Raw genomic sequence first — 22,020 nt, 5'->3', positions numbered from 1 at the left:
TTGGCACACCCTTTTAACGAAGGAATGTAAAAGGGGTGCAAATCACATAGTGTTCAGCACCTCTCTTTTGATTTACATCAACAATTATTGAGTCTTATTACCTGAATTTAATGTAGAAAGTAGCATCCTTTTATTAAAGATTACATCTACCATTACTAAATGACTTATAAAAAAGCTAGCTCATTTGAGGTGATTGGTCCAATCAATCGATCATTATGTTCATAGTATTTAGTAAATTAAACAGAAAGTGGTGTTATATTTGGGATTAAGGCATGTAAATTGTAATGTAGTTTCTGCGAATATCAATACCTTTCAATCTGGACCATGTGTTGGTCAGGAAGTAGTGTTATATGAAGCAGAAACTAGTTCTGTAAATGTCGGCGCAGTACTTAGTTTTTCAAATTTTTCCGATTGTCCAGTAACATTCAGAGTATTTGATGAAAATGATGAAGAAGTGTTAGCAATTACCCCAGAACCAAATGGGTCAACTAGCCGTTCATTCTCTTCAGTACAATTAGTAACTGCAACCTTTTCTGATAATCCAAGTTCCTTTGGTAATGCTATAATGTCCGGTACATTGTTCTATTGCGTATGTTGTCAATAATTGTTTATGTATTTGATTTCTCTTGATTACTAACAATCTGAATTTAATATTTTTATCGTAATATGTTTAGTTTCCTATTTTAGAAGCGTCCAGAATTTTTATGCAGGACGCTTTGTTTCTAATCGGACATTACATAGTTTCAATCAAGTCACAAATATCTGTAGGAGATATTTCTGATAAAACCTACCATCTAAAATTCTATCAACTTCGACAAGAAATGATGATAACTGGCACCCAATCCAAATACTTTGTCAAATTATTTGGAAGCGTTTTCCTTGCACTTCTTCCTATTACTATGTAAAACTAGTTTTGTAAGTGTAATATTTTGACACTTATTTTTCTTGTGTCGACCATTACATAATACAAATCATGAGGAGGAATAGCATGAGCCAATTAGTAGTTCAATTAAGAGAAAGAGTAGAAAAGTTTCTGAATGGAAAGAAGCAGCTCTTTATTAATGGAGAGTTTGTGGAAAGTGTTTCGCAAAAAACATTTGAGACATATAACCCGGCTACAGGTGAAGTGCTAGCACATGTATTTGAAGCAGGACCTGAGGACATCGATTTAGCAGTTAAAGCTGCTCGCAAAGCCTTTGATGAAGGTCCATGGTCTAAGATGGGAACTGCTGAGAGAAGCCGCTTAATGTACAAGCTGGCAGATTTAATGGAAGAACATAAAGATGATTTAGCTCAATTAGAAACATTAGATAATGGTAAACCAATTAGAGAAACAACGAATGCTGATATTCCTTTAGCTATAGAACATATGCGTTATTACGCAGGCTGGACCACAAAGATCGTCGGTCAAACAATTCCAGTCAATGGACCGTATTTTAACTTTACCCGTCATGAGGCTGTTGGTGTAGTCGGACAAATTATCCCTTGGAACTTCCCATTATTAATGGCAATGTGGAAGCTGGGCGCTGCTTTGGCAACTGGCTGTACAGTTGTATTAAAGCCTGCAGAACAAACACCTTTATCTGCATTATACTTAGCAGAATTAGCTCAAGAAGCTGGGTTCCCGGCAGGAGTACTTAATATTGTTCCTGGTTTTGGTGAGACGGCAGGTCAGCCGCTTGTCGACCATCCACAAGTAGATAAAATTGCCTTCACAGGATCAACTGAAGTTGGAAAATTAATTATGGAAAAGGCCGCTAAAACGCTAAAACGAGTCACACTTGAATTAGGCGGAAAATCTCCGAACATCATTTTACCTGATGCTGACCTTACACAAGCCATTCCAGGTGCATTAAACGGGGTTATGTTTAACCAGGGGCAGGTTTGCTGTGCTGGATCCCGCGTGTTCGTTCAAAAGAAACAATTCGATAATGTAGTGGCTGATATGGTGAGTCATGCAGAAAAAATCAAGCAAGGCTCAGGAATCCACGCTGATACAGAAATTGGTCCACTTGTTTCAACAGAACAACAAAACCGTGTATTAGGCTATATTGAAAAAGGTGTAAGTGAAGGTGCTGAACTATTAGTAGGTGGATCAAAACCGTATGAAGAAGGTTACTTCGTCTCTCCTACTATTTTCGCAAATGTGAATGATGACATGACAATTGCGAAAGAAGAAATCTTTGGTCCTGTTATTTCAGCTATGCCTTATGATGATATAGATGATCTGATTGCTCGTGCAAATAATAGTGAGTATGGACTTGCTGCAGGAGTTTGGACAAGGGATGTGGCAAAAGCCCACTATATTGCGGAAAACCTTCGTGCAGGAACAGTGTGGGTAAACTGCTACAATGTCTTTGATGCAGCATCACCATTTGGCGGTTACAAGCAATCGGGTATTGGCCGTGAAATGGGATCTTACGCATTGAACAACTACACTGAAGTTAAGAGCGTTTGGATTTCTAAGAAATAAGCTACTGAATTTCTTGGTATCTCTAACACAATGACTTTTCAACATAGATATCTTTGGTTATAATAATAGTGGATTTGAATAAAATAAGAGACTGTTCGGTGCTGTAACACCAAACAGTCGTACAATAGCAGGTTCCCTACAAGGGAGTCAGCGTTTTAAGGTAAAGGGCTCACCCTATTGAACTCCAACGTTCAAGGGTGGGTTATTTTTTGTAGGTTTAAAATAGATAAATTGGCAGCTAGAAGATGACTCGAGGTAGAGGCCAATATTAAGTCTAAAGTATAAGGGCAACTACGCACCACGCTTCGCCTTTCAGTGCTCGCCATTCGGCGAGTTTTGTTTATATCTCTAAAAGATATGATTGACCACACCAAACTTGCAAATGCAATCATAAGCATTAGCGTTTGAAATACTGTCAACATAAGCATCATCCCTTTTCTACGGGGTAACGCTGACCAACCTTGAGTTTACCTTACTATCGCCTTCTATTATCCCACAAAACAGAACGTTTGTTTTGTTCTCTTCGAGTTTCAGTGCCCACTTAACGCAGTCTTCCAATTTCTTCAAATTATTGTAATTCACATATTCAATATTGCTTTGCTAGTAGATTTACTTTACATAGTTACAAAGCTTACCTATATTCTCCACTTCAACTACTACTGTATCCCCAGATTTCATTGGACAACTCCCTGAAGGTGATCCAGTAGCTAGAACATCGCCTGGCTCAAGTGTCATAACTTGTGAAATCCAACTGATGAGATAAGGAATTGAAAGTGTCATTTGATTCGTATTGCCATCTTGTACTACTTTTCCATTTAAGGTTGTAACAATTCTTAGATTGGTTGGGTCGATCCCTGTTACAATGTATGGACCCAAAGGGCCGAATGTATCGAAACCTTTGCCTCTTGTAAATTGAGGATCTGATTTAGTAAGGTCTCTTGCTGTCACATCGTTAAAAATAGTACAGCCAAAAAGATAATCTAATGCCTCTTCTTCTTTTATATTTTTGCCCCGTTTTCCAATTATAAGGGCTACTTCCCCCTCCATTTCTACCTGTTCGGTTAAGGTAGTGGGAGGAAGAATGATTTCCCCCTGATCCGGTATGATTGAGGAAGAAGGTTTTAAAAACAGAAATGGTTCACGAAGGTTAGCCGTTCCCCCAGTCTCTTTTGCGTGTCCAGCATATGTCCAGCCAAAATTGACAATTTTCGATGGGGATACTGGTTCTACTATCTTTACTTCATTATATTTAACCCTTACTCCATCATACTTTAGCTCATTGTTAACAATTTGTGTAAAATCACTAGACAATTGTACTATATCATCACCTTCAATAATTCCATAATACTCTTTCTCACAATGTAGATAACGTACAATCGTTTGTGTTTTTTGTAATGTCTTCATTTATCAAAATAACCCCTTTACTCAATTTAAACATGTTTACGGTTTAATTTATTTTATCCTTATTTTTAGCTATTTCTAGGTAACCAATGACTATGACCATTTTCATTTTCAAGCTTTCTAAAAAGGGGACAATTTAAAGATTCCTTCTCTTTATGGAGTGAAAAAGCATTGAGGATTCCTCAATACTCTTTACTAAAAGACTTAATGATCATTTAATTAAAATGTTTGTTGAATCTGTCCTTCGCCTTGTTTCTGTTTGACGTACCAGATAAATTTCCCTGTATAGCCATATATAATTGCTAGGGCAATTGAGACAAAGCTTAACCACATAAATGGAACATAAGCAAAGGTAGAAACACCTAGAATACCAGCCATGAAGATTCCGTTGTCCGTCCAAGGAATCATTCCAGAGGTTAATGTCCCCCCGACTTCTGTGTTTCGAGCTAATACCCTTCGGTCAATGTTTAAGTTGTCATAGCTTTCTCCCATAATTTTAGGAGTCAAAATTAATGAAACATACATAGCGCAACCAAAAATCTTCGCAAAAAATGCAACAATTATAGTGGATAATGTTACATTTCCAGCTGATGTTAAGAAACTCTGAAACTTGGAAACAATCACTTTTAGAACTCCTAAATGCTCAAGAAGACCACCAAAACCTAATCCAAATATAATGACAGCGACTGAAGCAAGCATTCCTTCTATTCCACCACGGTTCAGAAGTTTATCCATAAACTCAACTCCTGTGTTAATAGAAAAACCATTATAAGCAGTACCAACAGCATCGGGGACATTCATGCCTTGGAACACAACTGCCCAGATAGCCCCAAGAAGAGCCCCTATAGCAATAGAAGGAACAGAAGGTTTTTTCATAGCAAGCATCACAATAACAAATATAGCAGGTATTACCATCCAAATTTGAATATTGAATGTATCAAGAATTGCTGACTTTAAAAATTCTACTTTTTCTAAATCTGTGCTATCGCCACCATATATAAATCCTGCTACAGTAAAAAGAATTGCTGTAATAAGGTAGGCAGGAATGTCTAGATATAACATGGCACGTACGTGTGCAATAACTTCTACTTTTGAAAGGGAAGCAGCAAGGACAGTACTGTCAGAAAGTGGAGATAGCTTATCACCAAAGTATGCTCCTGAAAGAACTGCTCCCGCTACTAGAGGAAGAGGCATACCTAATCCTTCTCCAATTGCCATCATAGCGATTCCAGCTGTTCCCACCGTTCCCCATGATGTACCTGTAGCTAAAGAAGTGATGGAGCAGACAATTAATGTTGCTAATAAGAAAATACTTGGATGGATAAATTCCAATCCATAATAAATTAGCGTTGGTACGACTCCTCCTGCAATCCATGTCCCGATAAGAGCACCGACTGCAAGAAGTATCAATATTGCCTCAAGTCCGTTTGAGATTCCTGTCGTTATGGCTTTCTGCAGCTCATCATATCGGTACCCTAATCTTAATCCAAGTAAAATCACAAGAAACCACGAAATAAACAGTGCCAACTGTATGGGTAAATCGAAAAAGGCAGTAAACGAAAAAACAATGACAAGAAACAACCCTAATGTACAAACAATTTCTAAAATAGATGGTAATCGTACATTTTTCACTTCTATTCCTCCAATAACAAATTATTATGTATCCTCTTAAAATAGATATTTTCTTGTACGTAGCCCGCTTTCAAGATCATGCTAGTTGTATTGAGATATTGTTTACTCTCGATCAAAAAGTGAGACCCCTGCAATTCCTGGATTTGTCATTTCGTATGGATTTAAAATCAAATCAAGCTCTTCCTCTGTTAGCACATCATATTGAAGGCAAAGCTCCCTTACAGATTTCCCCTTCAAAATGGCTTCCCTAGCAATTCGAGAGACTACTTCGTAGCCTAAATGAGGATTAACAGCTGTAATAATACCGACACTCTTTTCTACGTATTTCCTCATTCTATCTTCATTTGCTTCGATGCCTATTAAACAGTAATCTGTAAAGCTTTTAAAACCATTTCTCATAATACTGATAGATTGTAATAAGTTAAATACAAGTACAGGTTCCATTACGTTTAACTCTAACTGACCAGCTTCAGAGGCCAGACAAATTGTATGGTCATTTCCTATCACTTGGAAGGCAATTTGGTTAATTAACTCTGGCATGACTGGATTGACTTTTCCCGGCATAATAGAGGATCCAGGCTGGCGCGCCGGCAAACTAATTTCTCCTAGTCCTGCCCGAGGTCCGGATGCCATTAACCGAAGATCGTTTGCAATTTTTGACATGTTCATCATACACACCTTTAATGCAGCAGATACCTCTGTATAAGCATCTGTATTTTGTGTTGCATCAACAAGATGCTCTGCACCAACGATCGGAAACCCACTAATATCTGCTAAGTAGCTTACAACATATTTAATATACTTAGGGTCTGCATTTAATCCTGTCCCTACAGCTGTAGCTCCCATATTAACCTCATATAAATGCGTACGTGTTTGTTCAATTCGCTTAATATCTCGTTCTAGTACTCGACTATATGCCTCAAATTCTTGACCAAGGCGAATGGGTACAGCATCTTGGAGGTGAGTACGTCCCATTTTTATAACATGGTCAAATTGTTTAGCTTTGCTTTTAAAAGCCTGCAACATGTCGTTCATCGTATCAAGAAGCTGTTTTAATAAGTTAAGTGTTGCGATATGAATAGCTGTTGGAAACACATCATTTGTAGACTGTGACATATTCACATGAGAGTTTGGACTCAAGTGTCCATATTCACCTTTATGATGGCCGAGTAGCTCTAGAGCACGATTGGCAATAACTTCATTTGTGTTCATGTTCATAGAGGTACCTGCACCGCCCTGTATGGGGTCAATAATGAAATACTCGTGCCATTTCCCTTCCAGAATTTCATCTGAAGCTTGAACAATGACTTCACCGATTCCACTATATAAACGTTTTGTTTCCATATTGGCTAATGCAGCTGCTTTTTTTATCATAGCTAGGGCGTTGATCATCTCTTCATGTATTCTGTATCCTGTAATAGGGAAATTCTCTATTGCGCGTAACGTTTGTATTCCGTAATATACATGTTCCGGAATTTCCTTTTCACCAAGAAAATCACGTTCCGTTCTATACCTTTGACCAGTTTCTCTTATCATTTCTATCAATACCCCACTCTCATTTACTAATTGAATAATAGAATCATATTTTTACCTTTTTATAAAACTACCCAATTATTTTCCTGAATTTGTAAATCATTTGCTACAGGTGTTTCCATTATTTTTTTCACTTGTTCCAAATTACTTGTCTTACCTAATGCCCACATTAATTTAGGGACGATAGCTTCTGTGTTCATATCTCTTGAAGAAATAATGAGTTTTTTGGATATTTTTCTTCCAACTTCATACCTTTGTAAGTCGGTCCCTTCCTCAAGGCACTGAGTTGTAATCACTACTGCAACCCCAGCTTCTATGAGTTCATTTATTTTTGGAAGTAAATTTCTCTTTTCAAATGGAATACCACCATTTCCGTAACTTTCTATTACTACACCTCGATAAGAGTGTTTAATATAATCGAAAATATCTGGGGTTATTCCTGGAAAAAGCTTCAGTAAAAGGACATTACTACAAATTGAGGTATCTAATTTTAATAACCCGTTCTGTTTTACCGGGGTATTCCCTAAATAGGTAACATCAGAACCCTCTATACGAGCGATGTAAGGACAGTTGATACTCTTGAAAGCGTTATTACTTTTTGATTTTACTTTGACCGCTCGAGTGCCACTAATCACCTTTCCATCAAAAACAACATAAACTCCGCTAATACTCTCACAAGCAAACCTAATTGCATTCATCATATTTTTCCTTGCATCAGTTTCCCCAAAACTAATAGGAACCATAGATCCCGTTACGATTACTGGCTTTGCTAGATTTTGTAGTATATAGGAGAGTGCTGATGAAGTATAACCTAACGTATCCGTTCCATGGGTAATAACAAACCCATCATACTGGTCATATTTGTTATAAATAGTTTGTGCAATTTCCACCCAGTATTCAGGCTGCATATTTGTACTATCCACATTCATTAACACCATACTATGAAGCAATAATTCCTCTTTATATTCCGGTAAATAACCAATGATATCTTGATCTGATATTCCTGGTGTGAGACCATTTTCACCTTCAACTGAAGCGATTGTACCACCAGTAGTTAATAAAAGAATTCTTTTCATAATTCCACCTCTTACATAAGTAATTTCTTTTTCCCTGTGAGTCATAACCATTTAAAGGATGGTTATCGGACTCGTATTGAGAACTTTTAGTAAAAATAAACATTTTTGTTTGCGATTCGCGAACCAAAGGACATAGATATCCAATTTTTTCAATCATTTTAGAAATACATTTTGAGAGGAAGAACACTTTGAAGCCAAAGGAACTAGCCCCTCTTGTTTTAAGATCTAAAGAATCGTTATTTTTTCATATTATGTGGTGTAATGTCATAAGCAATAGGTTTTGCCATGATGTTCTTCACTATTTCAGTATCGTTTGACTGGCCTAGTGCCCACATTAATTTTGGAATAATTGCTTCAGTATTCATATCCCGTGTACGAATGATCATGTTATCAGACACTTTCCTGCCAACTTGGTAAAGCCCTAGGTCCTCACCTTCTTCAAGTACTTGGGTTGTAAACACCATTGTAATACCAGATGCAATCAGTTCATGTATTTTCTCAACTAGACTTCTCTCTTGAAAAGGGATTCCCCCGGTTCCAAAACTTTCAATAACGACACCTTTGTATAAGTTCTTTATATAGTCAAAAAGTTCAGGTTTCGTTCCAGGATGCAGCTTTAACAAAAAGACATCTGGACAGATAGAAGAGTTAAATTTCATTCTCTTACCTTTTGTTGAAGGAATTTTCATTTGATATGTAACTTCAGAATGATTCACACGAGCAATATAGGGGAAATTAATACTTTCAAAAGCATCATAGCTTTTCGTCCTTAATTTGACTGTTCTTGTCCCGATAATCACCAGTCCATTAAAAACAGTAAAAACACCACCAATTTCTTCACACGCAAACCGAACAGCATCACTAATATTTTTCTTAGCATCTGTACGCTTATAATTAATTGGAATTTGAGAACCTGTTATCACAACTGGCTTCGCAAGATTTTGTAGCATGTACGAAATGGCTGCTGACGTATATGCCATAGTATCTGTTCCATGAGTGATAACAAATCCATCATACGTATCATAATGTTCATTAACAGCTTCTGCTACCTTAACCCAAGATTCTGGTTGCATATTTGTACTGTCAATATTCATTAGGTTTTTACATTCTACTTTATATCTAATATGTTGTTCAGGTAAATAACTGGCAATTTCCTCAGCAGGGATTTCTGGATATAAACCCTCTTTCCCTAATACAGATGCAATCGAACCTCCAGTAGTTAACAATAGGATTTTTTTCATATGCACTCCTCCTTCTAAAAGACCTTTTTTTCCTGTATTTTATCACATATAATTACTTTTTCGAGGTATTCATTATCTTTACTTTTTCTTGAAGCAAAGAACATAAGGCAGTTTTAGAGTAAACTAAGATTACTAGATTGTTTTCTAGGTATAAAAACGAATAAAGTTCACTATTTTATGTCTAAGATTATGTAAATATATAATTTTATGAAGCTAAAGAAACTCTTTTTTGAATTCGCTTCCAATTAAACGTTCCAAAGTAAAAATTCGCGTTTCGAGAACTTATAATTAAATTCTAGAGAATTATCAGGAAAATTACAAGAGTTTTTATTCAATTCGCGAACATTTTATGTTTTACACATGCAAGCTTATTATAAATAATGTTATAATAAAGGGAATTATTTTGGAGGATATGAAAAATGTTAAATCGATTAGCTGAATTACGAAAAAGTAGAAAGTGGTCAATGCAATATATAGCCGACCAGCTAGAAATTGCCAAAAGTACATATGCAGGATACGAGTCTGGTTATCGCGAGCCATCACTTGATACGACAAAAAAGATTGCAGAATTATTTAAAACATCCGTTGACTATTTATTAGAAAAAACAGATGATCCGCACTTTCCCCCACTACAAGCGAAGGAAAATTCCCCTGTGGAATTAACAGATCAAACTCAGTTGGCTAACATTCAGCTGGCAATCGATGAAAAAATCTTATCTCCTGAAGAACTTTATCATTTTATTGCATTTATACGAGCAAAACGTGAAATTGAGAAAAATGGAATTTGAATGATGTTTTGTCTTTTTTATTCCTTTAAGCAGCCTCTTGACCTCTCAAATGCTGCTGTCATTCACGATTGACCCTAACATAGCGCGTATCATCGACATCAAAAATGATCGTATCCATTCAAATAAGCCCCCTCATATTATGATGTTAATAACTTGAGTTAGTAACTTGATGATGAGTAAATCCTCTAAAAATTTCACACTTCTCACTTTCAGTGTGTATTCAATCTTATTTTTCAAATTAGTTAACGAAGAAATTGGTTTGATTTCCAAAGGGAGTAAAACCTGGACAACTCAATAACGAGGAAACATGAACTACTTTTATTGAATATTTAGGGAGAGATCCCCAATGGCTGCATGATCAAAAAAAAGGAAAATCTGCCACTTGATGATATTAACCTTGTGACTGTAGATCAGTTGGTCATATAAAGATTTGTTTGTATAAGTAAAACAAATCTAGAACTTTTCGATATGTGTCCTAAAATATGTTGTTCTTTTTATAGCAAAAAAAACACTTCGCTCTTCCTACGAAAAACGAATGGAAAATATCAAGCTCTAGTTCTCTATACATTTAGTTCACACCAACGTTCATAAACATATCCAAATCATCTTTTGTATTCGTAATGCTTTCTAAACCAAAGTTTTCTACTAAGAAGTTTGTGACATTTGGTGATAGAAATGCTGGTAATGTCGGCCCAACATGAATGTTTTTCACACCTAGATAAAGGAGTGATAAAAATACGATGACGGCTTTTTGCTCATACCAGGCGATATTATAAGACAATGGAAGATCGTTAACACTCTCCAAACCAAATACATCCTTTAGTTTTAATGCTGTCATAACAAGTGAGTAAGAATCATTACATTGACCATCATCAAGGACTCTTAGAATACCATTGATATCACCCAAATCAAGCTTGTTGTATCTATATTTGCACAACCAGCTGTTAAGATGATGGTATCCTTAGGAAGTTCTTCTGCAAACTCTTTATAATATGTTCTACTTTTATCGCGTCCATCACATCAACTGAAGTTGGAAAGCTCATTATGGGGGAGGCTGCGAAAACGTTAAAACGTATCACACTTGAATTAGATGGAAAATCATCATTTTACCTGATGCTGATCTTACACAAGCCATTCCTGGTGCATTAAACGGAGTTATGTTTAACCAGGGACAAGTTTGCTGCGCTGGATCCCGAGTGTTCGTTCAATAGAAACAATTCGATAATGTCGTGGCAGACATGGTAAGTCACGCAGAAAAAATAAAACAAGGATCAGGAATCCACGCAGATACGGAAATTGGTCCACTTGTTTCAACAGAACAACAAAACCAGGGATTTTTCCGTTTCATGATGGACCCTTATTAAAACGACAAAATGAATGAAATTAAAAAAAGACACGAGCCCGGTATTTAGCCTTGCTCGTGTCTAGGAAACTGCTTGGGGTATTCGTGTCTAACTTTTGTCATCCGTTCAAAAACGCTACTGCATTTTTAGGTCGACCTTCAGCTAGGTACAAAATTCCTTTATGTTAATCATTATAAAGTTAGTTAATCCACTCTACAACATCTTCCATAGCACGACGCGTTTTCGGGCGTGCCGGATCTTCTTCGCGATAGCCGAAAGCAACCATAGCTGATACAGCAAGCTTGCCATCTTCAAGAAGTCCTTCCTTCTCCAAGATCTCATTTACTTTGTCATAACTAAAGCCTTCAATTGGACAAGAGTCAATACCGATTTGTGCGGCAGCTGTCATCATATTGCCTAGCGCAATATATGTTTGCTTGCTCGCCCAATCAAACAATGCCCGGTCGCTTTCAAACAGACGTTGATCTTCTTCTTGAAAGCTTCTATATCTCGGTTTTAGTGTCTCAAGTAAATCATCAGGCATCTGCTTCACATGCTTTTGCAACTGCTGGACATACTCAGAATCAAATCTTACATCTGTACGTGCAAGAATAATAACAAAATGGCTTGCAGTCGGCAGTTGTCCTTGGGCACCCCATGAAACCTCTTTTAGCTTTTCTCGAAACTCCTTGTTTTGTACAACAAGGAATTTCCACGGCTCATATCCAACCGAACTTGGAGACAAACGGCCTGTTTCTAAAATGAAGCTAAAATCTTCTTCGGAAATTTTCTTCGTCGGGTTAAATACCTTGGTTGCATGGCGAAAATTGAATGCAGCAAGGATTTCTTGTTTTTTAGTGTCATGATTGCTCATGGTGAAATCATCTTCTTTCTTCATAGATTACAAAAACCTGTTTTGTTCAAGACATATTGTATATAATTTAGGTTATATTTATCAAAGAATTAGCTCTACCTTTCAAACTACACTCTTTACTTTTCTTCCTCCAGAAGTTGTTTTTCTACACTTTCACCGGCCTTGAGCCGTCCCCTCGTTTCACAATCATCTATCTGTTTTATAGAAAGTTAATATGATAAAAGTACCAGTGATCGTTGTTATCATTGAGGTGCTTAATTAGGATTGATCTTTTTGATTGAAGAAAGATATTTAGAGGGATAGGAAAATGGTTTCGACGGAGAAGTTAGTAATAAGTAATCGTGTAAACTGCTACAATGTATTTGATGGCTGCATTACCATTTGGCGATTACAAGCAATCGGGAATCTGCTGTAAAATGGGATCTTACGCTTTAAACAACTCAAAGGAAGTTAAGAGTGTCTGGATTTCTAAGAAATATTCATCTGAATTACTTTAGAAAATGGCAATGTTCCTTTAAACATTGCCATTTCATACAAAATTGGACACACTCGATCGTTAAGAGTGAATATTTTTAGTCTTTCACAGAGTCTATTCACTTTAACTGACAAAATCTTTTTCTTCACCAAGTGAAGGCTCTTAGGTATCACTTGTGTTTTCTATTACTTTCGACAGTAACTGCGGTTTCTTGATCTGCTAGGCTTGTTTCTAAATTTGTCGTTACATTCTCAGCTTGAATAGTGAATATAGTGGTTCCTACTTCTACTCTATCTCCTTCGGAAAAGAAGATTTTCTTGACCACTCCTGTTACCGGCGCAGTCAATTCCGCATTGAATTTATCTGTTAGAACTTCTACTACCGGTTGATCCTTTGTTATTAGCTCCCCTTCTTTAATCATCCACTCGATAATTTCTACTTCATACATACCTTCCCCTAAATCAGGTAGTTTAAATTCTATCATGTGTCTCCTCCTTTGTTCGCTCGTTGTATTAATATAAAACCGTTTCCTTTATCCCTTGTTCCACACGTTCGATCGTCGGTAAATAGGCATCTTCTACAGAAAACTGCGGAACCGGTATATCAAATCCCGTTACCCGCTTAACTGGTGCTTTTAGATGAAACAGAGCTTCATCGTTAATTAGTGAAATAATTTCTGCACCTAATCCAGCTGTCTTATGGGCTTCATGAACAACTACTGCACGACCTGTTTTCTTTATGGATTGTACGATCGTGTCCTTATCAAGTGGATAAAGAGTGCGAAGATCGATAACTTCACACTTCCAACCTTTTTCTTGTTCGATCTTTTTCGCAGTATTCAACGCTACTTTGACCATAGCACCCCACGCAAAGATCGTTAAATCGCTTCCTTCTTGCACGACTTTCGCTTGACCAATTGGTATTCGATACATTTCTTCAGGAACTTCTTCTTTAAAAGCACGATACAATTTGGTGGGTTCCAAAAAGATGATGGGATCTGGATCTTCCATGGCGGAAATGAGAAGTCCTTTCGCATCAAATGGATTGCTTGGTGCAACTACTTTTAAACCGGGAGTATGTGCAAAAAAGGTTTCTACACTTTCTGAGTGAAGTTCAGGTCCTCTTATTCCAGCACCATATGGTGTACGGATAACGAGAGGCACTTCAAACTGTCCGCGTGTTCGATATCTCATTCGAGCAGCATGTGAAACAATCTGTTCAAATCCAGGATAAATAAAAGCAAGGAATTGAATTTCAACCACAGGAATCATTCCGCTAAGGGCCATTCCTATTGCAGAGCCGATAATTCCAGCCTCAGACAAAGGCGTATCTACTACCCTGTTTGATCCATATTTCTCAAGTAACCCTTCCGTTGCTCGAAAAACCCCGCCATTTACTCCAATATCTTCTCCTAAGAGAATCACCCGGTCATCCTGGGCAAGCTTTTGATCCATTGCTTCCACAATAGCTTGGATCATCGTTAAATTTCGGCTCATCACTTCTTCACACCCTTTTTTAAGGTTTGTTTCAATTCCTCCTGCTGCTCATGAATGTACCATGGCGTTTGGGCATATACATGATTAAACATATCTAGTGGATCAGCTTTAGGATAACTTTCTGCTTTATGTATATGGGTATCAATCTGATCGTCGATTTGCTTTAACAATCGCTCCTCCTGTTCCTCACTCCAAAGCCCATTTGTATGCAAAAATGTTTTAAGACGATTAATTGGATCGTAATGATCCCTCCAAAGTTTTGAGACATCTTCCTGATCACGATACTTTTTCGGATCATCTGCTGTAGTATGAGCTCCATAACGGAAAGTAATTGCTTCAATCAAGGTAGGACCTTCACCTTTGAGACCTCTTTCTATAGCGTCCTTTACCGTTAACCAAACGGCAAAGACGTCATTTCCATCTACACGAACACCTTTAATATCATACGCTGCAGCACGTTGGGCTATCGTCTTAGAGGAAGACTGTTTTTCAAAAGGTACGCTGATAGCATAACCGTTATTTTGACAGAAAAAGATGGTTGGGGTTTTATATATACCCGCAAAATTCAATGCCTCATGAAAATCTCCTTCTGAAGTAGCGCCATCACCAAAGTACGCAATACTTACATCCTGTTCATCTTTAAGTTTGCTTGTCCAAGCAGTACCTACAGCATGAACCATTTGAGTAGCAATAGGAACTGTAGGGGGCATAATCCGTTTTCCTTTTGGACAGATTGAACCTTCTACATGCCCCATCCAATATAAGAAAACACGATACATATCCTGCCCATGAACGATCGCTGCTGCATGATCGCGATAGGTAGGAAACATCCAATCTCTTGGTGATAAAGCTAAGGCACTTCCAACTTGGGATGCTTCCTGTCCTTCGAAAGGTGCATAGGTCCCCATTCTCCCTTGTCGTTGCAATTTAACTGACTTTCGATCAAACGCTCTTGCCAATAGCATATTTTCATACATTTTGAGCATAAGAGATTGGTCAATTTTCCCCTCAATTGATTCAGTTGTCTTCCCATCTGGAGATAATACCTGGTACATTCCTAATTCATTATTATTTTGCTCTGTCAATGGTTCCGGCTTCAAAAACGCCTTTTCTATAACATTTATCGTCATATTAACTCTCCTCTTTGGATAGATTTATATAGCAAAATTACCAAAGTTAATAAAATAATTTGTTAATATAGTAAATAGCTAAATTAAAATATGTCCATATTCTCAATAGATACGACAGAAATCGCCTCTTCAGATAACTTATTGGAGCACACTGCACCTACATGAAAATCATCTAGATTGAATACCTGAAAACAATATTTTTTTGACATTTGATTCCCCTCATGCATTTGTATTTCGTTTGGAAGAATGCAAAATCTAAATGAATTAAGTGGAATAGATAATCCTTTTCCTTCTGCTTTCACATAACTTTCTTTCAATGTCCATAGTTTATAGAAATGGTTTAATTGTTGTTCTTTTGGTTGGTTTACTATATCCATATACTCACTGCTTGTAAAAAACGCTTTTGCAACATCTAGATCGTTCGTTTTCATTATTTCTACATCAATGCCAATAGGAGCATCGCTAACTCCACACACAACCCAATCCCCTGAGTGAGCTAAATTAAAATGAATTTTTTCAACGTTTTTTAGCAGTGGTTTACCAAAACGATTCTTAGTAAACTGTACCTGTTCACGCGTAATTCCGAAGTCTTTCTTCAAAGAATGTCGGAGTAAGACTTCTGCCATGATTGAACGTTTTTTATCTTCTTCATAGTAGAATTTCTTTATCTTTTCTCTTCTTTCAGTAGAAATGATTTTTTCAAGTTGTTGGGATACACCTATATCAACATGTTCGGTTATTTTCATTGCATATTTACATATCATTAATTTTCTCCATCTTCATCATGTTGAATCAATTTAAATGATTCAACATGATGATTGCCAGGTGGTTTGTATAGAAAGCTTTCAAAATAAGTAACTAGTCGGCTTTAAGAGTCCCTTTCGAAATTTCCCATATGAGCTTTATTCAAATGCAGCCGAAAAACTAGAAGCCATTTTCCACTAACCACTTCATGATGGTTTCTTCTCTTCTCTTAATATCACCAAGGTTTGGATCGTATTTACGCATTTTCTTCTGTGCAACAATACTTCCATCTACCATAAACAATACTCTTTCCGTTTTGGCTGCCACTTTAGCATCATGCGTAACGAGCATGATTGTTGTCCCTTTCCTATTAATCTCTGCCAGAATGGCCATAATGTCTGCGGAGGATTTGGAATCTAACGCTCCGGTTGGTTCGTCTCCAAATAGAATATCTGGATCATTGATCAATGCTCTGCAGATTGCAACTCTCTGCAGCTGTCCGCCTGAGCCTTGCGTGATTAGATTATCAGCAAGCTTTTCAATTCCCGTCATTTCCATCAGTTTTTTTGCTTTTTGATAGACAGCATTTTTATCTGCCTCTTTTGATACAAGAGCAGGAAACATCACATTGTCAATCAATGATAAATTTTTCAATAAATTAATATCTTGAAAGATAAATCCCATGTTCTTCAAACGAAGCTGTGCCAGTTCTTCTTCCTTCATGCTGCCGATTTCACGGCCGTTAAATGTCACACTGCCGGAAGTAATTCGATCCATTCCACTTACATTATTGAGCAATGTGGATTTCCCGCTTCCGGACGGTCCCATAACCGATATGAATTCACCTTCTTCTATATCCAGGTTGACATCCTTCAAAATATGAAGCTCATGATCTTTCCCTAATACTACTTTTTTGTTCATATTTTTTGCTTCTACTATATTGCTCATCGATAGTCCACTTTTTGCTTCTACTAAATTTCTCATCGATATTCCTCCCATGCAAAATATTAAGATCAAAGTCTATGTCCTCAGAGGATCCTGGGTGTTTTTTCAGGGTAAACAGCTGGTGTTGATACACAGGAAATTTCTTTTGTATTAGCAGAAATGCCTCCTACTAGTAGTTTTTTTAGTCCTGTTAACCTCTTAAAGCGACAGATATATCATCTTTTACGGCTATCTTACATGACATAACGATCGTCAAACCAACGAATAATATCAGCGCTAACGGACAAAGCAGCCAAGTCTGCCATATAATATGGACAAATTCAATTTTTGCCGCTCCCATAGAGGACATGGCCATACTTACCAGAAACTCCCCTAATAAATTCGACAACAGTACGCCAAGTATGATTCCCAGTACAAGGACCATCATTGTTCCTGCCATATATTGATGACTAATTTGCTTTGATGTTAATCCGACACTTCGCATAATGGCGTTCTGAGACATATCCTTTGATAATAGCATTCGAAGGAATAATGCAGTGATTAAGACAGCTATGATGATCGCGATGGCGATTCCTCCTATCACTACGTTACCCATCTGCTCGATGATATTTCCAAGCGTCTGCTGTGTATATTCACTGATATCATTTACCTGAGCCGAGCTATAAGCATTCTTGTAGTAGTCCATTTTCTCAAGTTTATCAACACCAGGAGCCAAATTCAGGCTCACAATATACCAAAGAACAGCCTCTTCATTTACACCAAGACTCGTATGACCCTTTGCTGTTTTACCGCCATTTGTAATATCTTGATAAATGCCCGTTACTTTCAATGTCTTTTCTGTCTCGCCAGCCTTTACTACTACTTCATCTCCCACTTTCTTGTTCAATCCATCTGCTCCCGCATTTGCATAGGAAAGTGAAATTTCCCCTTCAGCTTCTGGTGCTCTGCCTTCCAAATAGGTTAATGGGAATACGGAAAAATCCCCCGTTTCAATATTCATATAGTCCCAGGAACCTTCCGTATTTTTGACCTGAAAGGAGCTTGTGATATAGGCAGCATGCTTTTCAATATCTGAATCATTCTTCAGTTCGTCCTGAAGTTTTTGAAAATCTTCTGTAATCGTATCTGTCTTTCGTAAATCGATTCGCAAGTCGGATTTTCCTATTCCCATGTAGGTGGAAAATTCCGGTGAATTCATGGTGTTATAAATATTTATAGGAAGGATAACAATAAATGTACATACGATAAAAATAACAAACAGCAGCCTATATAATTTGAATCGTTTCCATACATCTCTCATTCCCATGTAAATATTGGTGCTGAAAAACGTGTTCTTAAGCAGTGGAAAACTGTATGTTTTGTTCTTTCCGCTCTCCAAAGCATCTTTCCTTAAAGCTTCCACCGCAGAAATCTTGTCGATTCTTTTCAGTACTTTTTTGCAGTAAAACACAATCATGAAATAGACAAATAACGGCGCGATAAGAGATAGTATATATTTTAAGTCTCCTGATAAATCTGAAGATATATAAAGTCTCATATTCCCATTAAATAGATTTACTACTGCAAAGGACATGAGATAGCCTATTATACCGGCAGCTATTGACATCACTCTGTATTTGTTCAGATAGATCTTTTTTATATCCTTCTTGGATATTCCGATTGCTTTCATTACACCGATTTCTCTTATATCTTCATCAATTGTTGCCAAAAACGTAAGTCTGATACAGAGCGAAGCAATAATCATCAGCAGAATACTGATCAGTATGATGACCATTGCGACTGCAGCGTCTGACATGGCATTAAATAGTAGAAATATTTTCCCGCCGACAGTAGGTCCATTTGCTGGAAGACCTGATTCGATATAAGCAGTCTGAACAGCAGAAGAATCCCCATTTTCATTCAACTTAAATTCGATAAGATATTCCAGTTCCATATCCTCGATTTCAAGCATTTCATTATAATCATTCTGATTGATCACAAACCGTTTCGAAGAAGTAAGAGACGAGTTCATTTCATAATCTCTTGCATAATCTGAAATGACAAACAATTTCTCGTACTCTCCACTTATCACCTTAATCGTATCCCCTATTTCTAAGTCATACTGTTCCATAAAATAGATGGGAACTGCAACGAATCCTTCCTCTATATCCAGCTTTTCATTATCCAGATCCAAAATGAAATCAAATTTCTCATTTTGTACAACAAATGAGATATCCTGGACCGTTCCAGCCATCGTTTGATTATCACCGAAATGAATATTATTTCCATCCAAAGTCAGAAGAGTCATCGTTTCCTGCATTGCTATATGCTCATAATGTTCTTCTGTAAATTGATCGATTTCTGTCTGGTCATATTCTCCTGCATGCATCTGCGTGATGTCTGCTGGTACTGCTCGTTCTTGTAGTTCAGACATCGACTGAATGAGATTTGCAATATTATTAATGGCACTTGCTGCCAAAATAACGGCCATTGTTATAAATACAAATACTGCTGTTGTGACAATTTTGTTCCTGATGAAATCATTCTTTACAATTTTCAAAAACATAATATAATCCTCCCTGCTGCATGCTTTTATCGAATGTTCTCATCATTAAATTGATTGTTCTGCCTGTATACTTTTTTCTACTCCCTTTTGGGCTTCCATTTCACGGATTTTCTTTGATTTAGATACAATTAGTGCAGTGATGATGAGACCAAGTCCTGCAATAATGATTAAAAATCCGATTCCTCTTGTTTCACCAGTTCCAATAATTTTCCCAACACTTTCCGAAAGAAATCCACCTTCTACCAGTGCCGGATTAAATACATAATCTGCAAGCACACCTGCAACAACATAAGCAATGACAAATCCAATTTGTGAAATTAAAGATATAAGGCCCCACGCTCTACCTTGTTTATCATTATCGATGGATTTTCTTATAAGAACGTCGATACATGCCGTCGCATATGGAAGCGAAGCAAAGAATAAAAATCCTGATATAATAATGACTGGAATGCTTGTTGTTGCACCAAAACCTGCCATCGTAATACCAGACACAATAAAACTTCCCACCATAACATTTACATAATTTTTCTTTAAGATTCCACTGCCAATCATGATACTGGACACAAGCATTCCGCACGCAACAACGGTCTGCAGAATTCCTGTTGTTTGCTCACTGGTAATGGATAAGATCATTGGTTTTGACAGTACCTGTATAATTCCCATATAAAACATTAATAGGGAAACAAGTACAATTAACAGCATGACTCCTTTAGATTCGACAATGATCTGCCAACCTTCTTTTAGGTCCTTGAAAAAATCCATATCTTTCTTATCCTGTGACTTTACCGCCAGAGATTTTCTTACGGAAAAGACTGCGGCAACCGTAACGACAAAAGTCAGAATGTCTATGATAAGAATCACTTCCATACTGGATACTGCCAGAATTAAACCAGCAATAACTGGTGAAATCAAAAACTTGGAAGAGGATGCAATTTGAACCATTCCACTCGCTTTTGTATATTCATCCTCTGTTAGTAAATCCGTAATCGTGGCTTTATATGCCGGATCTAACAATGCTGAAAATACGGAGCTAAATCCCATACAAAGACAGATTTGCCACACCTGAATATCCCCTGTGAGCATAAGCACCAGCATAATAACAAGCCCAACCCCTGATACTATATCCCCCAGTATCATAAGGAGTCGTCTATCAAATCGATCTGCAAGGACCCCTGCAGCAGGTGCTAATAAAATCATTGGCAGCAGCGCAGCCATTTCTACCATTGCGACATCCATCGCTGAATGTGTCATCTGCCACACATATACGCCAAGACCAAATGCTGTCAAACCAGAACCGATGTTTGATATTAGTTCCCCTAGCCAAATGATGAGAAATTTGTTAAATCCAGCTTCCATTTTTACTACGTTCACGATTTAGGATCACCTCTATACAGTTTTTATTTCTCCATGTTTTTTCGATATGGCCTTCTTTTTGCAAGTCTGAACATTTTGAAATAATTTTACATTTTTACTATAAATTATCTATCACCTGTTTTTAAGCTTCCCAGGTCTGATGCGTGAATACGACCTGGGATGTATTGCTTTCTACTAATCTTTTACATTCATTGCATATAAATCCATAATCTGATAGATGTGTGGTACGATTTCCTCTGCTTTATTATGGATGAACATATGCTCTGCATCTTTAATCGAGATAAGATTAAAATCCTGAACCAGATAATCTTTCCACATCATGGCAGCACTAATACTCTCTGCCTTGTCGTTTTCTCCCCAAAACAAATGTGTTTCAATATCAATTTTTTTGTAAGCAGCTTTTGCAGAAGTTTCTAAGACCCCATAATCTGAACGAAATATCGGAAGCATAATTTTCATTAACTCCTGATTATTCAAAACAGCCTCCGGCATACCGCCATATACTTGTATTTGTTTAATTAAATCTTCATCACTTAATTTGCTGTATCGTTTATTTACAAATCTGGAAGGTGCAGCAGATCCGGATAAAATCAATTTTTTCGGCAGGATTTGATCGTGTTTGTGAATCATTCTTTCTAATAGGAAATAAGCCACAATGCCACCCATACTATGTCCGAAAAATACACTTCCTGAATGAATAATCTTTGATATATCCTGATAATAAACTGAGATAAGTTCATTCACATCACTGATTAATCCAAGTTCAGAACCCAAATGTCCAGGCGGATTCGCCACCCATATTTCAACATCTTCCGTTATTGCATGAACGATATCATTGAATGAATTCACATATCCCCCTAGATATGGGAAACAAATCAGTTGTCCTTTACTACCTTCTCTTAATCTAGTAAATGTTTTTAATTCCATCATGATATCTCCCAACTATTCTG

General features: G+C 37.2%; 18 protein-coding genes and 2 pseudogenes. 4 read left to right on the top strand and 16 right to left on the bottom strand.

What is annotated here, in order from left to right; genetic code table 11:
* The first annotated feature begins 259 nt into the window (after positions 1 to 259).
* Positions 260 to 604 (top strand): hypothetical protein, encoded by a 345-nt coding sequence (locus AC0L8O_RS09830; protein ID WP_102231603.1) that lies wholly within the window; start codon positions 260 to 262, stop codon positions 602 to 604.
* A 384-nt stretch (positions 605 to 988) separates the two neighbouring features.
* Complete coding sequence (locus tag AC0L8O_RS09825) at positions 989 to 2,473, top strand: aldehyde dehydrogenase family protein (protein ID WP_473447712.1); 1,485 nt, start codon at positions 989 to 991, stop codon at positions 2,471 to 2,473.
* Positions 2,474 to 2,664: 191 nt separating this feature from the next.
* On the opposite strand, the gene AC0L8O_RS09820 is transcribed toward AC0L8O_RS09825, so the two are convergent.
* The 6 genes from AC0L8O_RS09820 to AC0L8O_RS09795 all read right to left on the bottom strand — a co-directional run bounded on the left by AC0L8O_RS09820 (position 2,665) and on the right by AC0L8O_RS09795 (position 9,356).
* A complete protein-coding gene (locus AC0L8O_RS09820; RefSeq protein WP_473448814.1) occupies positions 2,665 to 2,865 on the bottom strand; it encodes a hypothetical protein in 201 nt (66 codons plus the stop codon).
* 217 nt (positions 2,866 to 3,082) lie between these two features.
* A complete protein-coding gene (locus AC0L8O_RS09815) occupies positions 3,083 to 3,877 on the bottom strand; it encodes a fumarylacetoacetate hydrolase family protein (protein WP_473447710.1) in 795 nt (264 codons plus the stop codon).
* A 216-nt stretch (positions 3,878 to 4,093) separates the two neighbouring features.
* Complete coding sequence (gene nhaC, locus AC0L8O_RS09810; protein WP_473447709.1) at positions 4,094 to 5,506, bottom strand: Na+/H+ antiporter NhaC; 1,413 nt, start codon at positions 5,504 to 5,506, stop codon at positions 4,094 to 4,096.
* A gap of 102 nt (positions 5,507 to 5,608) precedes the next feature.
* On the bottom strand, positions 5,609 to 7,042 hold the full coding sequence (gene aspA / locus AC0L8O_RS09805) for an aspartate ammonia-lyase (RefSeq protein ID WP_473447707.1): 1,434 nt from the start codon (positions 7,040 to 7,042) through the stop codon (positions 5,609 to 5,611).
* 59 nt (positions 7,043 to 7,101) lie between these two features.
* Positions 7,102 to 8,115 (bottom strand): asparaginase, encoded by a 1,014-nt coding sequence (locus tag AC0L8O_RS09800; RefSeq protein WP_473447705.1) that lies wholly within the window; start codon positions 8,113 to 8,115, stop codon positions 7,102 to 7,104.
* A gap of 236 nt (positions 8,116 to 8,351) precedes the next feature.
* Positions 8,352 to 9,356 carry an asparaginase gene (locus AC0L8O_RS09795; protein WP_473447703.1) on the bottom strand — a complete coding sequence of 335 codons (1,005 nt, stop codon included), beginning with the start codon at positions 9,354 to 9,356 and terminating at the stop codon, positions 8,352 to 8,354.
* Positions 9,357 to 9,775: 419 nt separating this feature from the next.
* Between AC0L8O_RS09795 and AC0L8O_RS09790 the strand changes: the two genes are divergently transcribed.
* Positions 9,776 to 10,144, top strand: coding sequence for a helix-turn-helix domain-containing protein (locus AC0L8O_RS09790; protein ID WP_473447701.1), 369 nt, complete (start codon positions 9,776 to 9,778; stop codon positions 10,142 to 10,144).
* 568 nt (positions 10,145 to 10,712) lie between these two features.
* Here AC0L8O_RS09790 and AC0L8O_RS09785 read toward each other — a convergent pair.
* Positions 10,713 to 11,164 (bottom strand): annotated as a pseudogene (locus tag AC0L8O_RS09785) (hydroxylamine reductase); the annotation flags it as partial.
* Between AC0L8O_RS09785 and AC0L8O_RS09780 the strand changes: the two are divergent.
* Positions 11,150 to 11,475 (top strand): annotated as a pseudogene (locus AC0L8O_RS09780) (aldehyde dehydrogenase family protein); the annotation flags it as partial. The pseudogenes AC0L8O_RS09785 and AC0L8O_RS09780 sit on opposite strands and share 15 nt — an antisense overlap.
* A 211-nt stretch (positions 11,476 to 11,686) precedes the next feature.
* On the opposite strand, the gene AC0L8O_RS09775 reads toward AC0L8O_RS09780, so the two are convergent.
* From AC0L8O_RS09775 to AC0L8O_RS09735, 9 genes are all read right to left on the bottom strand, one after another.
* Positions 11,687 to 12,361 (bottom strand): NAD(P)H-dependent oxidoreductase, encoded by a 675-nt coding sequence (locus AC0L8O_RS09775; protein WP_473447699.1) that lies wholly within the window; start codon positions 12,359 to 12,361, stop codon positions 11,687 to 11,689.
* A 644-nt stretch (positions 12,362 to 13,005) separates the two neighbouring features.
* Entirely contained in the window at positions 13,006 to 13,320 is a 315-nt protein-coding gene (locus AC0L8O_RS09770; protein ID WP_473447698.1) for a biotin/lipoyl-containing protein, read from the bottom strand.
* A gap of 28 nt (positions 13,321 to 13,348) precedes the next feature.
* Entirely contained in the window at positions 13,349 to 14,332 is a 984-nt protein-coding gene (locus AC0L8O_RS09765; RefSeq protein ID WP_473448812.1) for an alpha-ketoacid dehydrogenase subunit beta, read from the bottom strand.
* A complete protein-coding gene (pdhA, locus tag AC0L8O_RS09760) occupies positions 14,332 to 15,387 on the bottom strand; it encodes a pyruvate dehydrogenase (acetyl-transferring) E1 component subunit alpha (protein ID WP_473448810.1) in 1,056 nt (351 codons plus the stop codon). The genes AC0L8O_RS09765 and pdhA overlap by 1 nt, the downstream gene beginning before the upstream one ends.
* A 158-nt stretch (positions 15,388 to 15,545) precedes the next feature.
* Complete coding sequence (locus AC0L8O_RS09755) at positions 15,546 to 16,226, bottom strand: 4'-phosphopantetheinyl transferase family protein (RefSeq protein WP_473447696.1); 681 nt, start codon at positions 16,224 to 16,226, stop codon at positions 15,546 to 15,548.
* 160 nt (positions 16,227 to 16,386) lie between these two features.
* Entirely contained in the window at positions 16,387 to 17,154 is a 768-nt protein-coding gene (locus AC0L8O_RS09750) for an ABC transporter ATP-binding protein (protein ID WP_473448807.1), read from the bottom strand.
* Positions 17,155 to 17,341: 187 nt separating this feature from the next.
* Positions 17,342 to 19,696, bottom strand: a complete 2,355-nt coding sequence (locus AC0L8O_RS09745; protein WP_473447693.1) for an ABC transporter permease — start codon at positions 19,694 to 19,696, stop codon at positions 17,342 to 17,344.
* A gap of 45 nt (positions 19,697 to 19,741) precedes the next feature.
* On the bottom strand, positions 19,742 to 21,067 hold the full coding sequence (locus AC0L8O_RS09740; RefSeq protein WP_473447691.1) for an MFS transporter: 1,326 nt from the start codon (positions 21,065 to 21,067) through the stop codon (positions 19,742 to 19,744).
* 177 nt (positions 21,068 to 21,244) lie between these two features.
* On the bottom strand, positions 21,245 to 22,000 hold the full coding sequence (locus AC0L8O_RS09735) for a thioesterase II family protein (RefSeq protein WP_473447689.1): 756 nt from the start codon (positions 21,998 to 22,000) through the stop codon (positions 21,245 to 21,247).
* Positions 22,001 to 22,020 lie beyond the last annotated feature (20 nt).

It is taken from the genome of Metabacillus sp. KJ11-3, assembly GCF_055808295.1.
The sequence above is the reverse complement of the archived record's forward strand: the minus strand, read 5'-3'. Positions and strand labels throughout refer to the sequence as shown.